At 70.3% G+C, this 20388-nt stretch carries 14 protein-coding genes; 8 read left to right on the plus strand and 6 right to left on the minus strand.

What is annotated here, in order from left to right; translation table 11 throughout:
* Window positions 1–12: 12 nt before the first annotated feature.
* Window positions 13–666 carry a hypothetical protein gene (locus tag ACIHFD_RS10590; protein WP_397366547.1) on the minus strand — a complete coding sequence of 218 codons (654 nt, stop codon included), beginning with the start codon at window positions 664–666 and terminating at the stop codon, window positions 13–15.
* 215 nt (window positions 667–881) lie between these two features.
* Here ACIHFD_RS10590 and ACIHFD_RS10595 point away from each other — a divergent pair, with 215 nt between their 5' ends.
* The 4 genes from ACIHFD_RS10595 to ACIHFD_RS10610 all read left to right on the plus strand — a co-directional run bounded on the left by ACIHFD_RS10595 (window position 882) and on the right by ACIHFD_RS10610 (window position 7109).
* The gene (locus ACIHFD_RS10595) at window positions 882–1604 is read left to right on the plus strand and encodes a sulfotransferase family protein (protein ID WP_397366549.1); all 723 of its coding nucleotides are present in this window, start codon (window positions 882–884) and stop codon (window positions 1602–1604) included.
* Between the two features lie 49 nt (window positions 1605–1653).
* Window positions 1654–2262 carry a TetR family transcriptional regulator gene (locus ACIHFD_RS10600; RefSeq protein WP_397366550.1) on the plus strand — a complete coding sequence of 203 codons (609 nt, stop codon included), beginning with the start codon at window positions 1654–1656 and terminating at the stop codon, window positions 2260–2262.
* 206 nt (window positions 2263–2468) lie between these two features.
* Window positions 2469–6650, plus strand: a complete 4182-nt coding sequence (locus tag ACIHFD_RS10605; RefSeq protein WP_397366552.1) for a hypothetical protein — start codon at window positions 2469–2471, stop codon at window positions 6648–6650.
* A gap of 51 nt (window positions 6651–6701) precedes the next feature.
* Complete coding sequence (locus ACIHFD_RS10610; RefSeq protein ID WP_397366553.1) at window positions 6702–7109, plus strand: RNA-binding S4 domain-containing protein; 408 nt, start codon at window positions 6702–6704, stop codon at window positions 7107–7109.
* A gap of 345 nt (window positions 7110–7454) precedes the next feature.
* Here ACIHFD_RS10610 and ACIHFD_RS10615 read toward each other — a convergent pair whose 3' ends face one another.
* Window positions 7455–8714: a cytochrome P450 gene (locus ACIHFD_RS10615; RefSeq protein WP_397366555.1), complete on the minus strand. Its 1260-nt coding sequence runs from the start codon at window positions 8712–8714 to the stop codon at window positions 7455–7457.
* Window positions 8715–8980: 266 nt separating this feature from the next.
* On the opposite strand from ACIHFD_RS10615, the gene ACIHFD_RS10620 reads away from it, so the two are divergent.
* A complete protein-coding gene (locus ACIHFD_RS10620) occupies window positions 8981–10006 on the plus strand; it encodes a M36 family metallopeptidase (RefSeq protein WP_397366556.1) in 1026 nt (341 codons plus the stop codon).
* Between the two features lie 639 nt (window positions 10007–10645).
* Here ACIHFD_RS10620 and ACIHFD_RS10625 read toward each other — a convergent pair.
* A complete protein-coding gene (locus tag ACIHFD_RS10625) occupies window positions 10646–11062 on the minus strand; it encodes a DUF4189 domain-containing protein (protein WP_397366557.1) in 417 nt (138 codons plus the stop codon).
* A gap of 431 nt (window positions 11063–11493) precedes the next feature.
* Window positions 11494–12642 (minus strand): PucR family transcriptional regulator, encoded by a 1149-nt coding sequence (locus ACIHFD_RS10630; RefSeq protein ID WP_397366558.1) that lies wholly within the window; start codon window positions 12640–12642, stop codon window positions 11494–11496.
* A 134-nt stretch (window positions 12643–12776) separates the two neighbouring features.
* On the opposite strand from ACIHFD_RS10630, the gene glyA reads away from it, so the two are divergent.
* The 3 genes from glyA to ACIHFD_RS10645 all read left to right on the plus strand — a co-directional run bounded on the left by glyA (window position 12777) and on the right by ACIHFD_RS10645 (window position 16024).
* Complete coding sequence (gene glyA, locus ACIHFD_RS10635) at window positions 12777–14102, plus strand: serine hydroxymethyltransferase (protein ID WP_397366559.1); 1326 nt, start codon at window positions 12777–12779, stop codon at window positions 14100–14102.
* Window positions 14103–14137: 35 nt separating this feature from the next.
* Complete coding sequence (locus ACIHFD_RS10640; RefSeq protein ID WP_397366560.1) at window positions 14138–15304, plus strand: acetamidase/formamidase family protein; 1167 nt, start codon at window positions 14138–14140, stop codon at window positions 15302–15304.
* Window positions 15305–15505: 201 nt separating this feature from the next.
* Window positions 15506–16024: a hypothetical protein gene (locus tag ACIHFD_RS10645; protein WP_397366561.1), complete on the plus strand. Its 519-nt coding sequence runs from the start codon at window positions 15506–15508 to the stop codon at window positions 16022–16024.
* 242 nt (window positions 16025–16266) lie between these two features.
* On the opposite strand, the gene ACIHFD_RS10650 is transcribed toward ACIHFD_RS10645, so the two are convergent.
* Window positions 16267–18681: a S8 family peptidase gene (locus tag ACIHFD_RS10650; protein WP_397366562.1), complete on the minus strand. Its 2415-nt coding sequence runs from the start codon at window positions 18679–18681 to the stop codon at window positions 16267–16269.
* Between the two features lie 62 nt (window positions 18682–18743).
* Window positions 18744–20354: a phospholipase A2 gene (locus tag ACIHFD_RS10655; RefSeq protein ID WP_397366563.1), complete on the minus strand. Its 1611-nt coding sequence runs from the start codon at window positions 20352–20354 to the stop codon at window positions 18744–18746.
* Between the last annotated feature and the right edge of the window lie 34 nt (window positions 20355–20388).

The following is a 20388-nucleotide window of genomic DNA, read 5'->3' on the forward strand; positions in this document are numbered from 1 at the left end:
CGGCGGGCGGCCTCAGGGGTAGTACGCGGCCAGCTTGGCCTTGATCTTGGCGACGGTGCCGTCGAAGGGCATGAGCTGCGGGTCGCCGTGCCGGTAGTCGAGGAGCTGGACGGCGTACACGGCGCGACCTTGGCGGACCACGGCGACCCAGAAGTGGTAGGTCAGGGTCGAGTACGGGTTGGTGGCGGCGGTGACCCGCAGGACCTTCACGCCGTCCGCCTCACCCGCCTGGGTGATGTCGAACACCGCCGAGCCGCTCTCGCCCGGCTGGTTGCGGTCGACGCAGGTCGCCAGGTCGGCCCGCCATTGCCGTTCGAAGGCGGCCGCGTCGTCCGCGCTCGGGAAGACCCAGACGTCGTTGTAGGAGTGGAACCACGTCGGCGTGGAGAATCTCGCGCTGACGCCCGCGCTCGCGCCGGTGTCGCGCCCGTACTCCCAGCAGGTCGGGCCGGTGACGCCGGGCTCGAAGTACGGGTTGACCCATGGGTCCCCGTACGACTCGCCGGCCGGGGGCTGATCCGCCTTGGTCAGCAGCACGCCGCGGTCGACTCCGGCCTGGGCGGTCGAGGCCAGGGGGACGGAGGCGGTCGCGGGGAGGGCGGTGAGGAGCATCGCGCAGACGACGGTGGCACCGCTCAGAGCAGCCCGGACTGCGGATAAGTGCATGTGGTGTCCTCTCTCTCCGAAGCTTGACTCCATTGATCATCCGATGTCATGCGAGAGAGTCATGCAGATTCGGCAATCGTGATCGAAGCGCAACAAAGATCACGGGCATCGCGGCATGATCCCCCACCGGCGGAAAAATGTACAGCCGTTGAGATTTGTCGCCCGTCCTCCTAGCCTGAGGGCGACCGTCATCGCGGACGACAGGGGAACTCGGCATGATGAAAGTCATCGGCGCGGGCCTTCCACGCACCGGCACCACGTCAATGAAAGCCGCGTTGGAGCGGCTGGGCTTCGCCCCCTGCTACCACATGGTCGAGGTGATGACCCATCCCGGCCACGTCGATCACTGGCTCGAGGCCACCGCCGGGAAGGTCCGGACCCGGGAGGACTGGGACCGGGTCTTCGAGGACGGCTACCAGGCGGAGGTGGACTGGCCCGCCAGCTTCTACTGGCGGGAGCTGGCCGACGCCTATCCCGAGGCGAAAGTCATCCTCACCGTACGTGACCCGCACAAGTGGGACCCGAGCATCCGGATGCTGCTCTCCGGCGAGAACCGTCCGGCCCCTTCGGACGAGATGCCCGAGCAGATCCGCCAGCTCTTCACGACCATGCAGCGCATGCGGCCCGCTCTGGACCAGATGGGGCGCTCCCTTTTCGGCCCCGACTGGACCTTCGGGAACGACCCCGGCGACGAGGAACTGGTCGTCGCGGCCTTCAACCGGCACGTGGAGACGGTGAAGCAGGGCATCCCGGCGGATCGGCTGCTGGTGTTCGACGTGCGGGAGGGGTGGGAGCCGCTGTGCGCCTTCCTCGGCGTGGACGTCCCGGCCGGCGAGCCGTTCCCGCATCTGAACGACGCCGAGTCGATGCGGCAGGCGTTCGAGCGGATGAAGGCGGGCGACATGTCCGGCTTCCCGCTCGGCCGGCCCGGCGGCTGACAGGCCGGTAGTCGATAGCATCGGCCTGCGCAGGAAGAGGTGACCAGCAGTGACCGATGTCATCGAGCAGGCCGGCAACGGTGAGAGAAAGGGCGAGCGCACCCGCCGCCGCATCCTGGAGGCAGGGCGGCGGGTGTTCGGCGAGGTGGGCTACGACCGCGCCACCATCCGGGCCATCGCCGCCGAGGCGCAGGTGGACAAGTCCTCGGTGATCCAGTATTTCGGCACCAAGGAGCAACTCTTCCGCGAGGCCCTCGACCTCCGCATCAACGTGGACGCGCTCACCGTGGAGGGTGACCCGGCGGCCTCGGCGGAAAGGTACCTGCGCGCCATGCTCGAACGCTGGGCCGCCGCCCCCGACAGCCCCATGGCCGTGCTCCTGCGTACCAGCCTGACCAGCGAGGAGGCCGCCGACCTGCTACGCAGGCACATCACCGCCGAGGCCATCGACCGCATCGCCTTCCACCTGGAGGGCCCGGACCCGCGGCTGCGGGCGGCGCTGGCCGGGGCCGTCATGTTCGGCATCACCTTCCACCGCCACCTGCTGCGCACTCCCGATCTGGCCGGCGCCCCGCTGGACGACGTCCTGCGCCTGGCCGTCCCGCTCATCCACGAACTCCTCGCACCGCCGCCCGCGACCGCCACCCAAGAACCCTGACGGCCCGCTCGCGCGTGTCCTCACGCACCGTGGGGCGCTCGGCTTCCACGACAAGACCACCACACGACTCGCCGACGAAGCGGGCGGAACATGGAGCCGCTACCCTCTAAACGATCACGCCCGGGGAGGAGTGCCGGCGCCGCACCGGCAGGACACCGCGACCGTAAACCCCGGCGGAGGGAAGTGCTTTCTGCGACGATGGCCGCATGGACGGGAGGGGCCAGGACCACACGGTCAATGTCGTGACCGGCGACGTACACGGGGCCCTCGTCCAGGCCGGGTCCGTCAGCGGCGGCGTCCACGTCCACATGCCGTCGCACCGCTCCGCCTCGCCGCGGAGCCGGGCTGCCGAGCGGCCGTCGTGGCTGGCCCGTCTGTCCGACGGCACGGCCGGCGTACTGCTGGGCCCGCGCCGGATTCTCGCCCTCGGGTCGCCGTCGTCGGACGAGACAATGGTCGACCTGCCTTTCGGCGGGGTACACGGGCGTACGGCCACGGTCGCGCTGCGCGGGTCCACCGCCACGGTGCTGGAGTTGACCGAGCCCGTCGACGTCATCGGGGCGCCGTTGGCCGCGCCGGCCCTCGGCGAGGGGCACGAGTTCGTCACGCACGGGTTTCCGGGCGGCGGGAACGACATCGCCCAGGTCCGGGGTGTCCTCGACGGTCCGGCCGGGCCCGCAGGACAGTGGTTCGGCGTGCGCCCGGTCGCGGCGTCGTGGCAGTCCGACGCCGGGTTCGCCGGGGCACCGGTGTTCGACCGGGAGGCCGACGCGGTCGTGGGTCTGCTCGCTCCGGGGTCGGGCGGCGCCCGGGTGCTTCCGCTCGCGACCCTGCTGGAGCCCTGGCCGTGGCTGCGCGGCCTGCTGGGGTGGCGGCTCGACCACGACCCGGCGCTGCGTACCCACTGGTTGCCCCGGGCCCGCGGGTCGGAGGTCGAGTCGGACTCCGGCGCCTCGTACTTCACCGGCCGCACCGAGGCCCGGCGGGAGGTCTGTGGCTGGCTCGAGAGCGGTCCGCCACTGCTGGTGGTCACCGGCGGCCCGGGGACGGGCAAGTCGGCTCTGCTCGCCCATGTTCTCGTCGGCACGGATGCGCGGTGGGCGACGAGCGTGCCGGCCGACGGGCCGCGACCGGCCCTGGGCGCCGTCGACGTCGCCGTCCACCTCAAGGGCCTCACCTTCGACGAGGTCGTGGACCGGCTCGCTGTACTGTCGGACGTACGCGCGGCCGATCCGGGGGAACTGCTGGTCGCGCTGCGCGAGCGGCAGGCGGCCGCCGGTCGGCCGGTCACCGTGATGTGCGACGCGCTCGACGAAGCCGCCACCGTCGAGGAGTCGCTGAGGATCGCGCGGCTGCTGAGCGAGCTGGCCGGCGCGGGCGTGGCGCGCGTCGTCGTCGGGGTCCGGACCGCGCCGGCGGGGAGCACGCGCGCCCGCGTCCGGCGAGCCTGGGGACGCTCGACTCCAACCATCGATCTGGAGTCCGAACGTTACCTGCGCCGCGACGACATCGCCGAGTACGTCGCCCGGCGTCTGGCCGGCGAGGACACCGAGGGCCGCTACCGGGACACGCCCGCCCTCGCGGGCATCGCGGCGGAGGTCGCCGCGCGCTCCCGGCACAACTTCCTCGTCGCCCAGCTCACCAGCCGCTGGCTCCTCCTCCCGGGCACCCCGGTACCCCAGGTCGGCGTCGCCCCGGACGAGGAGCTGCCCGCGACCGTCGGCGAGGCCATGGAGAAGTACCTCGACGCGTTCGGCCCGGACAAGGCCCTCGTCGAGCGGATCCTCACGGCGCTGGCGTTCGCCGCGGGCGGTGGACTGCCCCGCAACGACCTGTGGCTCCGGCTCGCGGAGGCCCTCAGCCCGGGGTACACCGCGTCGGCCGCCGACCTCACGCGGGTGTTCGACTCCGCCGCCTCGTACCTGGTCGAGGTCACGGTCCGCCCGGACGGCTCGCCGACCTACCGCCTGTACCACGAGGTCCTCGACGAGCACCTGCGTGAGAACTGCCCGGTCCGCGCCCCGCACAGCGCCGTCGTGCGGACTCTGGCGGGCTCGGTCCCCGTACGGGAGGGCCGCCGGGTGTGGACGGACGCGGACCCGTACGTGCTCACCCAGCTCGCCGGGCACGCGGCGCGCGCGGGCTCCCTGGACGACCTGATCACGGACGGCGGCTTCCTCGTTCACGCCGATCCGAGCCCGCTGCTCGCCGTCCTGCACGAGGCGGTGACCACGGAGGGCCGCCTGGCGGTGGCGTGCTATCGCGCCTCCAGCGCCGACCACCGGCACCTCGACCCGAGCGCCCGCGCCCGGGTGCTCGCCCTCGACGCCGCGCGGCTCGGCGCCCCGGACCTCCATGCGCAGTTCACGCGGGAGTCGCCGGCCTGGCCCGTCCGGTTCGCGACGGGAGCTCGCCAGCACGGGGCCCTGCTCGCCACGCTCAACGCCCGCCAGGGCAACATCAGCTCGATCGCGGCCGGGATGTACGACGGCCGCCCCGTCGCGCTCAGCGGCAGCGAGGGCGGCCGCATGCGCCTGTGGGACGTCGCCGACCAGCGCCCGATCGGCAGCGTCATCGAGGGCTTGCCGTGGTCGTCCTACCAGTCGCCGGAGCTCGCGCTGGCGACGCTCGACGGCTGCCTGCTGGCCGTCGTCGGCGGGTCGAACCGGGTGCAGGTGTGGGACCTCCTGGCGGCGCGCCTGATCGCCGAGCGGACCATCGCTCGCGGCTCGATCCACCAGGTCGCGGTGACGGAGCTCGACGGCCGGCCGCTGTGGGTGTGCGTCGGCGACGAGGGCATGCATGTGTGGGATCTGCGCACCCACGACCTCATCGCCGGCCCTCTGGGGGAACGTCTCTACTCCGTCGCCTGCGCCGAGCTGGACGGCGATCCCGTCGCGGTCACGGGAGGGCGGTCCGCCATGCGGGTCTGGGGTCTGCGATCAGGGCGCGAGATCGGCCCGGCGATGGACAGCCCGGAGCCGGTCTTCCACCTCGCGGTGACCGAGGTGGCGGGACGACCCGTCGCCATCACCGGGAGCGGGGACGGCTCCGGCACGCTGCGGCTCTGGGATCTCCGCGAACGCCGCGCGATGGGCGAGCCCCGGACCGATCATGGCTGGTCGGTGTCCGGCATCGCCGTCACCGAGCTCGACGGCCGTCCCGTCGCGGTGACCTCGTCCGGGCACAACCAGCCGGGTCCCGACGACGAAGACACCACCTTGCTGGTGTGGGACCTGCTGGACTGGCGTCTCCTGGGCCGGCCGCTGACCGGGCACACCCAGGGGACCCAGGCCGTCGCGGTCACACAGGTCGAGGGCCGTCCGGTGGCCGTGACCGGAGGCGGGTGGGACGGCACCGTACGGCTGTGGGACCTGACCCTCGCCGACCAGCAGCTCGGCACCCCGGCACCCGGACACGGGCAGCACATCATGGAGTTGGCCGTGCTCGACCGCGGCCGGCACCGCCTCGCCCTGTCGGTCGGCCTGGACGAGACCGCGTTCCTGTGGGACCTCGAGGCGCGCCGTGTCATAGCGCGGGCGCCCGTCGGCTTCACCCAGGTCGCCGGGATCGACGAGCTCGACGGCCATCCCCTGGTGGTGCTCGCGGGGATCGGTTTCGCCGAGGTCCAGCACCCCGGCACCGGGCTCCGTGTACCCCTCACGACCCGTGACCCGGCCGAGCCGCCCTACGCCGAGAGCGTCGAGGCGGGAACGACCGGACGGCTCAACGGGCGGCCGGTCGCGGCGCTCGTATCGGCGGGAGAAGTGCTGCGGCTCTACGACCTCGCCACGGGAGAGCTCCTCGGCCCGCCGGTCGACGTCAGCGTCCAGGACGAGCAGCGCGAGCCGGTGGACCGGCCGGCGGCCGTGTCGCTGCTGGCCGTGAACGGCAGGCCGGCCGCCGTGGTGCTGACCGGGCACCAGTACACGGGCGAGAGATTCTTCGTCGGCCTCTGGGACCTCACGGACGGTTCGCACCTCGACTGGCTCGAACCGGCGGCCTCCCCGGCCGTCGCGACCACGACCGTCGCCGGCCGGCCGGTGGTGGTCACGGCCGGCGCGCAGGGAACCCTCCGCGTGTGGGACGCGGCCGGGCGGCAGACCCTGCGCACGATCCCGACCGGCGCGGACCGCATCCGCTTTCTCGCCGCCGGTGTGCTCCACGGGCGTCCCGTCGTGCTCGCCGCGAGCCACGACGGCCCCGTGACCACGTGGGACCTGACGACCGGCACGGCCCTGGACGAGATCCGGCTGCCCGACACCTGCCGGGGATTCGCCCTCGGCGAGCGCGGCGTGCTCGTCATCGGGATCCAGAACGACATCGCCGTCATCGAGACCGAGATCCAGGGCGTCGTCCCGGAACTCGGCACGCCGTCCGAGCCGTGAGCCTCCTCCCGCGCGATCGACGGGTGTCACGTCACTCAGTACAGTGTCGGGGTGTCAGGTGAGCAGGTGAGTGCGCGGGTGGACAGCTGGATCTGGTCGGTGCGGCTGACCAGGACCCGTTCGATCGCGTCCGACGCCTGCCGGGGCGGTCACGTCCGGGTCAACGGGGTACGGGTCAAGCCCGCGCACGTCGTCCGGGTCGGTGACGAGATCCGGCTGCGGCACGAGGGGCGCGAACGCATTGTGGTCGTCTCCCGGATCATCACCAAGCGCGTCGGCGCCGCCGTGGCCGCCGAGTGCTACGTCGACAAGAGCCCTCCGCCTCCTCCGCGCGAGGAGGCTGTGACGGTGGCCGTCCGGACTCGTGGCGCGGGCCGTCCCACCAAACGCGAGCGCCGCAGCATCGACAAGCTGCTCGGGCGCCGGGCGGCCGAGGGGCGGGGGCCCGCCCCCGAGTGAACGGTTGGCCGCGTCGCTGAAGCGGGTGAGACCAGGGCGTTAACGTCTTGTCGCCGTGCTGGTCCCAGCGCTGGGTGCCGTTCTCGTTGGGCCCCCTGATGATCGCGCTGGCCCTGGTGACCCGTCTGTCGGAAAGCAAGATCTTTTAGTGTCGCGCAGTGACGTTAGATGATGGTTCGTCCCTTCGCGTGTCAGGCGGTGCCGGGTCCTGACGGCGTATGACAGGGCGTACGAGCACGCACCGAGCACGGCCGACAGCACTCACGATCGTTCCACCGATGACGACAGCTACCCCTGATCCTGTCTCCGCTGTTGCAGTCGGTGGTCTCGCCCGAGTCGGTACGCTCAGACGTCCTTCATGACGTAGCGGATGGGGAGGCGTTTGAGTCCGCCGACGAATGTGGTGGCGGTCCACACGGGCTCGCCGTCGAGCTCGACGCTCGCCAGCCTGGGGACGAGTTCGGCGAAGAGCGCGCGGATCTCCATGCGGGCGAGCGCGGCGCCCAGGCAGTAGTGGATGCCGAAGCCGAAGGCCAGGTGCCTGTTGGGGTCGCGGCCGACGTCGAAGCGGAACGGTTCGGCGAAGACCTCCTCGTCCCTGTTGGCCGACGGGTACGACAGCAGCACGGATTCGCCCTTCATGATTGGCGTGCCGTTGACCTGGCTGTCAGCGGAGGCCGTGCGCATGAACTCCTTCACAGGGCTCACCCACCGGATCATCTCCTCGACAGCCGTCGGCAGCAGGCCGGGGTCGTCCCGCAGTCGCCGCAGCTCGTCCGGGTGCCGGATTAGCGCCTCCAGGCCGCCCGCGATGGTGGAGCTGGTGGTGTCGTGCCCGGCCGTGGCAATGAGGATGTAGTAGGAGGCGGCGATGTTGTCGTCCAGCGGCCGGCCGTCGATGCGGGCGTTGGCGATCTCCGAGGCGAGGTCGCCAGTCGGCCTGGCCCTGCGCTCGGCCGTCAGCTCGTGGAAGTAGGCGAAGAGGTCCTCCAGCACGGAGGTGTGGCCCTGCGGGCTGCCGCCGCGCCCGGTCTCCTCGTCGTGCTGGCCGAACAGCTCCTGCGTGAGCCGCAACATGCGTGGGAAGTCCGACTCGGGCAGGCCCAGCAGCGTAAGGATGACGTAGAGCGGATAGTGCACGGCGACCTGGCGGGCGAAGTCGCACGCGCCGCCGTACTCTGCCATCCGGTCCACGTGCAGGCGGGCGAGCTCTCGGACCCGCATCTCCAGGGCGCGCATGGCCTTGGGGCGGAACCAGTCGGCCCCGACGGCGCGCAGGACGCGGTGCTCCGGATCGTCCATGTGGACGATGCTCCTGAGCGCGGTCCCCCGCGCCCGGCGCGTTTCGAGTGCGGCGTCGAGGTCCGCGGTCCTCAGCACGGGGCGCGGGGCGCTGAGCCACAGAGCATGGTCCCGCTCGATCTCCAGCACGTCAGCGTGGCGGGTGACCGCCCAGAACGGGGTGTATCCGGGGACCTCCACGCGGTGGACGGGAGATTCACGGCGCAGCAGCGCGAGTGCCTCGTGGAGGCGGGTCTCGTCGGTGTACGCGGCGGGCCTGGCAAACGTTCGCCCGGCTTCGCTCACGGACATGGTGGGGTTCACGGTGAAGCCTCCTGTCTCATCGGGTGGCGCGACGGGGGCAGTACACCCAGCCGGGTCCCTTCGGCGCCGTACAGGCCAGGAGGTGCCATTCCCGCGGCGCCGTGTCCCCATGCGGGGAGTCGATTCGATCAGGACCAGGGATCGACTGCTGACCCGGTTCTCTCTGAACGTCGATGGGGACAAACGTTGCCGCACCGACACGGGGGTGACAAAAGGATCATTTATCCCGTAAGTTCACCGGATTCCCACCAATTGGAGGATCTACGGTGAGCACCCCCCAACGTCGTATGGCTGCGGCCTGTTTGGCGTTCGGCACCATCACGGCGCTCCTCGCGCCGGGCACCGCCCAGGCCACGACCGAACCGACCGCCACCGTCTTCTACCCCAACGCGGTCCAGAGCACGGGCGACGAGTCCCTCGTCGACGACCACGACCGCGACGGCGCGGCCTTCGCCCCGGCGTACCGCACCGTCACCCTCACCGACCTGGACAGCTCCGGCACCCTCACCGGGCGCTACGTCACGGTCAAGAGCGAGACCGGCAAGCCCGCCCAAGCGGTGAACGGGGCCTTCCCCGCCTGGCACCGCGACAGCGACCAGTTCGAGCAGGTCATGGGCTACTACTGGGTCACCACCGCCCAGCACTACATCCAGTCACTGGGCTTCGGCTCCCGGCTGCGCCCGGTGAACCAGCGCCAGATCGAGCTGCGGATCAACCAGTACGGCGGCGACAACTCCTTCTTCAGGGAGGACAAGGCCAACATCACCCTCGGCAAGGGAGGCGTGGACGACGCCGAGGACGGCGAGGTGATCGTCCATGAGTACGGCCACTCCGTGCAGGACGGCCAGGTGACCGGCTTCGGCACGACCCTGGAGTCGGGCGCGATCGGTGAGGCCTTCGGCGACTACCTCGCCGTGGCCGTCAGCAGCTGGAAGACCGGCGTACCCACGCGGACTCCCGAGGCATGCGTGGCCGACTGGGACTCGGTCTCCTACACGTCGAGGGCCCCGCACTGCCTGCGCCGACTGGACGGCACCAAGCACTACCCCGAGGACATGGTCGGCGAGGTGCACGCGGACGGCGAGATCTGGTCGTCAGCCCTGTACGACATCCGCACCAGGCTTGGTGACACGCTGGGCAGCACGGTCATCATCGACGCGCAGTTCGACTTCGCCAAGGACACCACCTTCAAGGCGGCGGCCGAGGCCTCGGTGAACGCGGCACAACGGCACGGCGGCGACACTGCCGCGGCAGCCGTACGTGCCGCGTTCACCTCCAGAGGGCTTCTCTAGCTCTGCCGGAGCGCGGGCATCGAGATCGGGATGGAGTAGGCGGTGGCACCTCCGCCTACTCCACCCTCACAACCTCCAGCCCATGGCCGAAGACGGCCCCACCTTCACGAGGAGCGCTGTTTTGACCTGCGAGGCTCAGAAACTCGAAGCACTTCCGGTGCGAAGCCTTCGTCCGAAGAGCATGGGGCTGAGGAGCGCCAAGCTGCTGGTCAGGGTCGCCTGGGGCCGTTACTCGGGGCCTGCGTGTTCACCGACGCCGGCCTGCGGGTCATCAAGAGTCCACCGCAGGGCCATCCTCGGCGGCCTCATCCACGAGTACCAGATCGGCAGCTGACGAGGCGTTCAACAACCGGCATCGGGCCCATCAAGCCCTGGCTCAGGCGGGCTCGGCTGAGCGCCGTCCCGGATCCCATCACCGATCCGGCTGGAATCGTCGACCTGAACGTACGCCGACGAGACCGGCTGGGTGGAGTCCTTCACGAATGCTCCCGTGCCGCTTGAACTGCACGGACGGAGTTTTCGGCAGGCGCACTGTTCAACGCCGCCACCAAGCACGCGCCCGCTGATTCCATCACCGAGCCCGCCTGACCACCGCATACATCCAGCTCAACCAACCAAAAAATGGCTGCCGTACCAGCGTTATCCCCATCGCCTGGTGCACTGATAGGCGATCCAGCGACCGCCGCCCGCATTGGCTACGGCGTTCCTCTTCGCCCTGGCGGGCGTGCTCCCCCTACCGCCCCAAAAGACGTTTCTCCTGGAATTGTAGGCGACAGCGCCGCACCCGTTGACGAAGGTGACAAGGACTTTGCAGCTGGAGCGGCCGCATTCTCTCAGTGCCCGCCGTTTGGCGGAAGCCACTGTCCCGTAGTCCCAGGACCTGCCGGTACGGCCGTTCCGCGCCACAGCAATGGCACCGTAATAGTAACGTGCTTGACTTTCCCCCGCAGTAGCCGATGTAGCCGCAACAGCTGCCGCGGGAGACGCCGTAGCCAGCACCCCGCTGGCCATAAAGGCGCAAGCGGCCATGGCCGTGAGCTTCTTGCCTAGCTGCATGATGTCTTCCCTTCGTGCCGTCCAAGCGGACGGCAGCGTGCTTCGTGAGGAGAGTCTGTATTGTGCCACTTGCAAACCACTTAAACCGATAGATGCTCAAGGGAGCCATGTGAAGGCCGTCAGCGGAACGGGCAGGAGTTGAGCCGCTTGCGCGCCTCGCGGAGCGGCGCCGCGCCAATCCCGTTGCACAGGGCTTGAGCTGCACGTTCTTCAAAGCGCCTATGCGTGTCCCACTCAGAAACACAATTTCGTGCTCTGAACTGGGGTTTTGCTGTGCGCGGAGGTGTTCCTGGTCACCCCTGCGACACGCTTTGCGCCAGTACCGCAATCTTGGGAGGCTCTTGTCCACGTGACAGGACCTGAGCCACGGCGGCGCTCCCGCAGCGGGGACCTTCAACGACCCGCCAGGGAGGACATCGTGGCGGTCACGATCAATGTCTCCGCTCAGATCGCCAGGAGTGCCCGTTTGAGGGCCAGCCGCTGAGACGACGTGCCTTCAAGGCGAGGTGCAGGTGGGAGCGCACCAGCCCGTCGCGAAGATCCGCCCCGAGGGTCGTGGCTATCCGGTCGAGGCGGTAGTACACCGTGGTGCGGTGCAGATGCAGCGACGCCGCCGTGCGCTGGACATCACAGCCGGCATCGAGGTACGTCTCCAGGGTCCGCACAAGCTCTTCATCATTTTCAAGCGGGACGAGCACGGGATCAGGCCCCGGCGCGACGGGAAGCAACATGCGGTACGGCCCGGCGCCCGACCACGGTAGAACGCGCGGCAAGGCCGGATCCAGCGCGGCCACCCCGGCCGCCGCCCTGGCTTGTCCGTACGCCTCGCGCACCGCGCGAACTTCGAAAGGCACCGGGTCACCGATCCCGATGGCGAAGGGACGACGGGCGGACCTGCGCAGCGCCTCGTCCAAGGCCGTGGGACCGCCGGGACCCGACAAGAGCAGGGCGGTCACGTGCGTGGGAGCGACGAAGCAAGGAAGCGCCCGCGGTAGAGCCGTGCCGAGGCGGTCCAGTTCGGCGGCGGACAAGGCGGGCACCTGTTGGCGGTGGCGACTGATCGGCACGCCGGCGCAGATGAGAACCTCGGAGGAGAGCAGCGACGGCTCGAGCACAGCCAGCCGATCACGGGCTCCTTCTCCGGTTCGGTCCGGATCGAGCAACCAGCGGATCAAGTCCTCGCGCTCGTCGCCCCGCCCTGCCAGGACCCGGGCCAGTTCGGCGGCGGCACCCTGCAGCGCGCCGAGCGCAGTCTCGTCGAGCGCCTTACCGTCCGCGGAGGCCCACAGATAGCCGAGGCATCGCCCATCCCGCCGGATGGGGACGCAGAAGCGAGCCCGTATGCCGAGCTCGGCGTTCGGGGGCAGGCGGACGACCTCCGTGGCCTTGGAGATCCCGTACCGGTTCTGCCACTCACGAATCTCAGGCGCGACCCGGCGCGACATGACCGAGGCGACGCGGGCCGGGTCCGCGTGCGCGTCCTGCTTGCTGTAGCCGAGCATTCGGCCATCCGTCGAGTCGACGAACAGTCCGCGGCCCAGCCGCTGAGCGAGGTCTTCGAGCAGGTCTTGAAGATCCATGCATGACTCTCCCTCCACCGTGCGACAAATGTCGAGACCGATACGGCACGATCTCGGCGTCGATCCGATGTGCCGGCCGCCTGTCGCTGCTTACCGTCGAACCGCACGAGCCCGAACCGGGAGATGAGACCGTGATGCGTGCCCGCTTTCCCCGTCCCTGGATCTCCGCCGCGACCGAACGGCTGACACGCGAGGTAGCAGGCGCCGTGGCCGGGCGATCCCCCGCCGCCACGTTGGAGGAGATCGGCCGCCTGGTGGCCTGGAACGACCGCATTCACCACGCTGAGGCGGTCAATCTCAATCCTGCGACGAACGTCATGAATCCCCGGGCCGAGGCGCTGCTGTCGGCTGGGCTCGGCACACGTCCCTCACTCGGCCATCCGGCGGAGAAGTACGAGACGGGCCTGGAAGCCATCGAACGGATCGAGATCATCGCCGCCGAGCTGGCCGCGCAGGTCTTCAACGCCGACTACGCCGAGGTCCGCGTCGGCTCCGGCGCGCTTGCCAACCTGTACGCCTTCATGGCGACCTGCCGCCCCGGCGACACGATCATCGTTCCACCCACGAGCGTCGGCGGCCACGTCACCCACCACGCTGAGGGCGCCGCCGGACTGTACGGACTCACCACCGTTCCCGCCCCCACCGACGTGGGCGGCTATACGGTCGACCTGACTGGGCTGCGGGAAATGGCCATGCGGCTCCGTCCGAAGTTGATCACCATCGGTGGCAGCCTCAACCTCTTCCCCCACCCGATCGCGGCCGTGCGGGAGATCGCCGACTCCGCCGGAGCACGCGTGCTCTGCGATGCCGCCCACATGTGCGGCATCATCGCCGGTGGGGTCTGGCCGAACCCGCTGCGCGAGGGCGCGCACCTGGTCACGATGAGCACGTACAAGAGCCTTGGGGGGCCGCCCGGCGGGCTGGTGGTCACGGACGATGAGGAACTGGCGCAGCGTCTTGACGCCATCGCCTACCCCGGGTTGACCGCCAACTCCGACGCCGGTCGCATCGCCGCATTGGCCGTCACGATGCTCGACTGGCAGGCGGAGGGGGCCGCCTACGCGCAGGCCATGGTGGCGAACGCGGCCCGGCTCGCGGCCGAACTGCGAGCACTGGATGTGCCGGTGTTCGCGGACGGGACCAGGTCGCACCAGTTCGCCGTGCCCGCCCACCGCTTCGGTGGAGGGCAGTGCGCCTCCCGCCGACTGCGAGTCGCCAACCTGCTCGCATGCGGCATCGGCCTGCCTATGGCGCCGGTGGCCGGCGACCTGAACGGCCTGCGGCTCGGCACCCCGGAGATCACCCGCATCGGCATGAACGAGGACGACATGCCCGCTCTGGCCGCCTTCATCGCCCGTGCTCTCGCGTCCGACAGCGTGCCGGCCACGCTGGCGGCCGAGGTCACCGCATGGCGTGCGCCCTTCACCGAAGTGCGCTTCACAGCGGTCCCTCACCAGTAAGGACCGCGTCACGCCCCCTTCGACCAGTAAGGACCATGATGGAGCCGCTTCCCCGTTACAGCGACCGCTATTTGGACGTGCCCCGGCTGACCTGCCAGGTCGGGGTCCCGCTCGCCGATCAGCCCAAGATCGGGCACAACCGCTGGCATCCCGAGATCCCACCGGCCGTGACGGTGGATCCAGGCGGCGAGGTGATCCTGGAGTCAGCCGCTTATGACGACTACCAGATCCACGACAACGGCAGTCTCGACGAGTTGCGCCACGTCGATCTGTCCCGCATGCATCCGCTGACCGGCCCGGTGCACGTCGACGGCGCACGGCCCGGTGACGTGCTGGTCGCGGAGGTGCTCGGCGTCGAACCGTTGAGCGGCATCGCCTTCGCCAACATCCTGCCCGGCACGCCCGGACTACTCGGCGAGATCTTCCCTGACGGTTATCGCTCGACGTGGTACGCCCGCGGCGGCATCGCCGAGTCGCCGGAGGTGCCAGGCGTGCGCATCCCCGCCCAGCCCCATGCCGGAACCATGGGGGTCGCGCCATCGTACGAGCTGATGCGCCTGTGGGACGAACGCGAGAAGCCCCTGTACGCCGACGATCGCGCCTTCCCCCCGGATCCGCGCAACGCGTTGCTGCGCGGCCTCGGAGCCGACGCCGCCCGGATGGCGGCCCGAACCCAGCCGCCCCGGGAGAACGGCGGCAACATGGATATCAACACTCTCGGTCCGGGGGCCACGGTCTACTTCCCCGTGTTCGTGGAGGGCGCACTACTGTCGCTCGGCGACCACCATCTCGCGGCAGCGGACGGGGAGTGCAGCTTCAACGCGATGGAGATGGACGGCCGCACCTGGCTACGGCTGCGGCTGATCAAGGACGGCATGGCCCGTCACCGAATCACCACGCCGATCGTCCGTCCGGCGCCCCTGGTCGCGCAGTTCGGTGCCGACCGCTATCTCGGCTTCACCGGTTTCTGCTTCCGCGGCAAGGAGCAGCGGTACCAGGACGCGAGCTTCGCCGCCCAGGAGGCGGTGCGCCGGGCCGTGGACTACCTGACAGGGCTGGGCTACAGCGGCGAGCAGGCGTACGTGATCCTGAGCGTCGCACCCGTCGAGATCCGCGTCAGCTGCATCGTCACCATTCCCAATCCGACGGTGACGCTCTACCTGCCGATCGACATCTTCGACCGGGACGTCTTGCCGAGTTGACATCCAGCCCCGTCCAGGTCGGCGATCACACCGTTCTCAGGGCCTCTGTCGGTGACAGGCGTGCGGCGCGCACGGCGGCAGGAGGCCCGCGACGATCGGCCCCGGCGGCTTGCATCGCCTGCGAGTTGTGAGCGCGGTCCTCCCGCCGGCGCGTCGAGACCCGCACGAGCTGCTGTTCCGGCCGCCACCCCGGAGCACGCCGTGGACCTGCGGGGCACGGTCCGGCTGGTCCGCGAGGTGCCAGGGTTGATGGCACTGATCGACGCTTACGGACTGTCCCTGGTGTCGGTGCAGGTGGGGGGGCTGCTCTGGGGCGTGCTCAGCACCGGCCTGATCTTCGGCGGACTGCTCGTGCCGTACGCGGAGGCCGCCGAGCAGACGATCCTGCAGAAGGTGGTGCCCTACGAGCGGCAGGGCCGGGTCTTCGGCTTCGCGCAGAGCGTCGAGCAGGCCGCCTCCACGCTGACCGCGTTCCTGATCTCACCGATCGCCCAGTTCGTCTTCATCCCGCTCATGACCGACGGTGGTGCGGGCGCTCGGACGATCGGCGACTGGTTCGGCAGCGACTGCGGCCTCGCTCTCGTCTTCATGCTGACCGGCGTCATCGGCCTGATCGCCACCACCCTGGCACTACGCAGCCACCCGTATCAGCGGCTGAGCCGCCGGCTCGACTCGGGCCCGGCAACCAGGGCAGCCACCGCAGCGTCGCTTCGACCTTGAAGCCGCCGTCGGGCAGCGACTCACCCCACGCCGTGCCGCCGAACAGATCGAGGACCATGACCAGGGGCTTCACACCGCCGACTGGCCCTTGTAGCCGCGAGATCGCGGAGTTTCCGGTGGCACGGCCATGTTGACGGATCGACGGTCCGCTGGGGCGGCCGGACGGTGTGCTGGTGGCGCAGAGCAGGCAGCTCCTGCGTTTGCACGCTTCCGGCCGCCCCGCAGTGGGGACTCCCGAACGGTCACCTCGTTCCGAAGTACGCGTACGCGCCCACCGAGACCGTCACCTGCGAGGCGCCTTCGTTCTTCAGCACGACCGTGCCGTCCGGCCGCAGCGCGGCCGTGGCGGAGCCGATGGTGTCCTTGCCGCCGCCGTAGGCTACGACCCGGACTCCGCTCGTGCTCCCGGCCGGTATGACCGCGACGGCGCCGTCCGCGCTCCCCCGCGCGGCGACGGTGAGTCCGAGCGCCGACACCCCGGACGAGGGGATCCCGCCCGTGCCCGCGGGCGTCAGCGTGCGCGTGCCTCCCGGCGCGATCGTCACCTCCCCGGTCAGCGGCGCCGGGTTGATCGCCCTGATGGTCGCTCCGCGTTGCGTGGAGGTGTAGTAGCCGGACACGTCGACGGACAGCTCCACCGGTTGCCCGCCCAGATTGTGGATGTTGACCTTCCCGCCGGTGCCGGGTTTCACGATGGTGAAGAACTGGGCCGACGTGTTGGCTGGATAGTCGATGTTGGCCTCGGCGGGGAAGACGTCGCCGGCGGCGTACGCCCGGATGGTGCCGGTCCCGGTGCTCCTCAGCGTGGCCGTGAGGGCGACCGCGTCCACGCCGGTCGTGGGGATGGCGCCGGCGCCGCCGGTCGCCAGCTCGTAGTTGCCCCACGACGGTACGACGACCTTGTTCGCGATCCTGGCCGGCGCGAGCGGCATGTACGTGGCGCCGATCGTGGCCGCCGCGTGGTCGAGGGTGTAGCCGTGGACGTCGAGGTAGACCTGGACGGCCTGGTTGCTCCGGTTGACCACCTTGATCTTCCCGTCGGCGCCCACCTTCGCGATGATCATGGTGGAGGCGGTCCGCGTGGTGTCGTAGAAGACGGCGTCGCCCTGCGGCTCCGCCTCACCCGACGGGTAGACCGCCACCGAGCCGGTGTTGAACCAGGCACCCTTGGCGCTGACGTTGAGCGCGACGGCGGCGATCCCTTGCGCGGGCAGCCCTGACTTGCCGGTGACCGGGACCGTCATGGTGGAGTTCGCGGTGATCTGGACGTTGTCGGCGATGCGTGCCCGGGCGTAGAAGAGCTGGTGCGGGCCCGGCCGCAGCGTCGGGCCGAGAGCGGCGTCGTCGAGCTGCACCCGCGGCGTCGTCGCCCTCTGGTAGGCGATGCTCCTGCCGGTGCTCTCCAGCGCCGACTCCAGCTCACCCACCGGCTGGCCGGGGAACGCCTGTCGCATGACCGCGAAGGCCCCAGCGACGTGCGGGGCGGCCATGGAGGTGCCGCTCATGGAGGCCCACCGGTCGCCGGGTACCGAGGAGACGATGCCGGTGCCGGGAGCGAACAGGTCCAGCAGCGCGCCGCGATTGCTGAAGCCGGACACCGCATCCTCGTCGGTGACACTGCCGACGGCGACGGCCGAGGAGATGCAGGCGGGGGCGCTGACCGCGTCGGTGTAGCCGTTGTTGCCGGCCGCGATCACCGTGGCGACCCCGGCCGCCAGCAGCTTGTCGACGGCGAGCTTGCGCGGATCGCTGTCGCAGGGGGCGGTGTAGTAGCCGCCGCCCAGGCTGAGGTTCGCTGCGGCCACGGGTATCCCGGAGTCCTTCAGCTCCAGGACCTTCTCCAGCCCGGCGAGCTGGGCGCTGGTGAAGCTCAGGACGCACGGCGCGGCGCCGAGCCCGCAGTAGTCCTCGGAGTCGACCTTGCTGAAGACCTGGACGGCGACGAGGTCGGCCGACGGGGCGACCCCGCTGCCGCCGTCGCCCTCCACGCCTTCACCGTCACCCGCGACGATACCGGCCACGTGGGTCCCGTGCGCGCAGTCGAGTTGCCCGCCCGCGCACGGACCGCTCTCGGAGTCGGCCGAGCCCGGCCCCTCCTGCCGGTCGGTGCCGTCCGGGCACAGGCTGGTCGCCGCGTAGTCCTCGTCGATCGGGGAGAAGCACGCCTCGTCGACGACACGGCCGCCCAGGAAGGGATGGTTGACCGCCACGCCCGTGTCGAGCACGGCGACCACGCTGCCCTCGCCCGTCAAACCGGCGGCCCGGGTGCGGTCGCCGCCGATGAGCGGGACGCTCTGCGCCAGCACGGGTGGCACCGGCCGGTCCTCGGAAACGCTGACCACGCCCGGCTGGGCGACCAGCCGCTCCAGCGCCGCCTGGTCGGCGCGCAGCGTGACCACCGGTAATCGAGACAGTCTCTGGAGCACCTGTCCGGCGCTTGCCGCGGCCGCGAGATCGGACGTGGCCTTGGTCACCACGTTCACCCTGACGCGGCCTCCGCCGGCGAGCTTCCGCGCGAGGCCCGGCTCCACCCGCGGGTCCGCCGACGACGCGGCGGAGACACCGGCGGTGACCGCCAGGGAGGAGAAGATGACCGCCAGGGAGGAGAGCAGGACCGCCGCCACGGCGGCGATACGGCGAATCGGGGATCGGTTCATCACAATCTCCGCTCATAAGCTCCGCGGACGCCGCCGTGGCGACGTCCGCGGAATTCACATGGTCAGGGCCTGGTCGCGTTGGCGCCGTTCTTGGGGTTGCCCTTGCGCACACCCTGGCGGTAGGTCCACGCGATGGACTTGCACAGGCCGCGCTTGTACCAGGCGTAGGCGTTGCACGTCCAGTCGCGCAGGGTCGTGTAGAAGAGCACGTCCACGTCGTTCTTACGGCTCCGGTCGAGGTGGTACGGGTAGTACGAGCTCTTCCAGGTGTTTCCGATCAGCCCGTAGCCGTAGTCGTGCATCATGCAAGCCGCGCGGAAGTTGAAGCCCGACGGAGCGTCCGGCGAGCTGTCGCAGATGTCCTTTCTGAAGTAGATGCCCACGACCCAGCGGCGGCTCGGAAGCTGCCGCCAGGCCGGCTTCTGCCAGCCGTAGTGTGCGGCGTAGGCGGCGCAGCCGCTGCGGCTGTAGTACATCCAGTGCACGGCGGCCCAGCAGTAGGAGGGGTAGGCCGTCGGCCCGGAGACCTCGCCTCCGGGCGTACCCGTCGGCGGGGTGACATCCATGGCCGGCGGCTCGGAGACGTCCGGCGGCCTGGTGCCGTCGGCCGCCGTGGCGCTGGGCAGCGCGGAGTCTCCGCTGTAGGCCAGTGTCCACTCGCCGTTGAGGTGCGAGTCGACGGCCGTCAGGCGTCCGGCCCCGTCGTAGGCGTAGGTCGCCGGCTCGTTGCCGCTCTCGCGCGGGTCGCTCATGCTCCGCAGCAGGCCGGAGGCGTCGTAGCCGTACGCGGCCACGGTCTCGGGCGTTCCCGAGCCGGTTGTCTGCTTGATCTGCTTGAGCCGTCCCGCGTAATCGCCGGAGGTCGAGCCGGTGGCCGTGGTGGAGGTGGCGTAGGTGAAGGACAGCGCGCTCTGCGGATCCTCACCCGCGGCGGGTTCCGTGACGGTGGAGACGCGGCCTTGCGGGTCGTAGGTCACCGTGGAGTTCCCGAAGGCGGTCGTGCCGACACCGGTCACCCTCCAGGTGTCGCCCTGGGAGACTCCCACCTGTTCCCAGGTGTAGGTCTGGTTGAGGTCGGCCGCGCTGATCGGGTTGCCGGCGTCGTCGGTGAACCCGGTGTCGTCCGCTTCCGGCGTTCCGAAGTCGGTCGCGACCGTCTCGCTGACGGTGGTGCGCATCGCGCCCGCCGTCGAGTCCCAGCGGGTCGTCTGGGTGAGTTTCGAGCCGTCGTCGGCCTGGTAACGTTCCACCCCGCCGCCGCCCGGGAAGGTGGCGCTGCTCTTGAACGCGTAGCGGACGGACTGCCCGGAGTCGAGGTCGGTGACGAGGACGGCGCCGCTCTGGGTCTCCAGTTTGCGGCCCGTCATCCCGCCGAGGAACTCGGCCTGCCAGCCCGGCCCGAACACCGACAGGTCGACGCGGGAGGCGGGGACCGCCTTCGGCTGGGCCAGTGCGCCGTCCACGGCGGCCACGCCGTGCTTGCGGCCGATCGCGCCCGACGCGGCGTCAATCTCGCTGATCTCGAAAGTCTTGGCGTCGGCGAAGTACTGGCCCGGCCCGACGGGCTGGTCGCTGTCGGCCGCTGCCGCGGCGACGGCCGACAGCCCGGGGACGACGGCCAACAGCGGGAAAATCACCGTGGTGACCGCCGTGACGATGGTTAATCGCCTCATGATGCTCTCCTTACGTCGCAGCACTGAAACGGTG

This window comes from Nonomuraea sp. NPDC051941 (genome assembly GCF_044593615.1).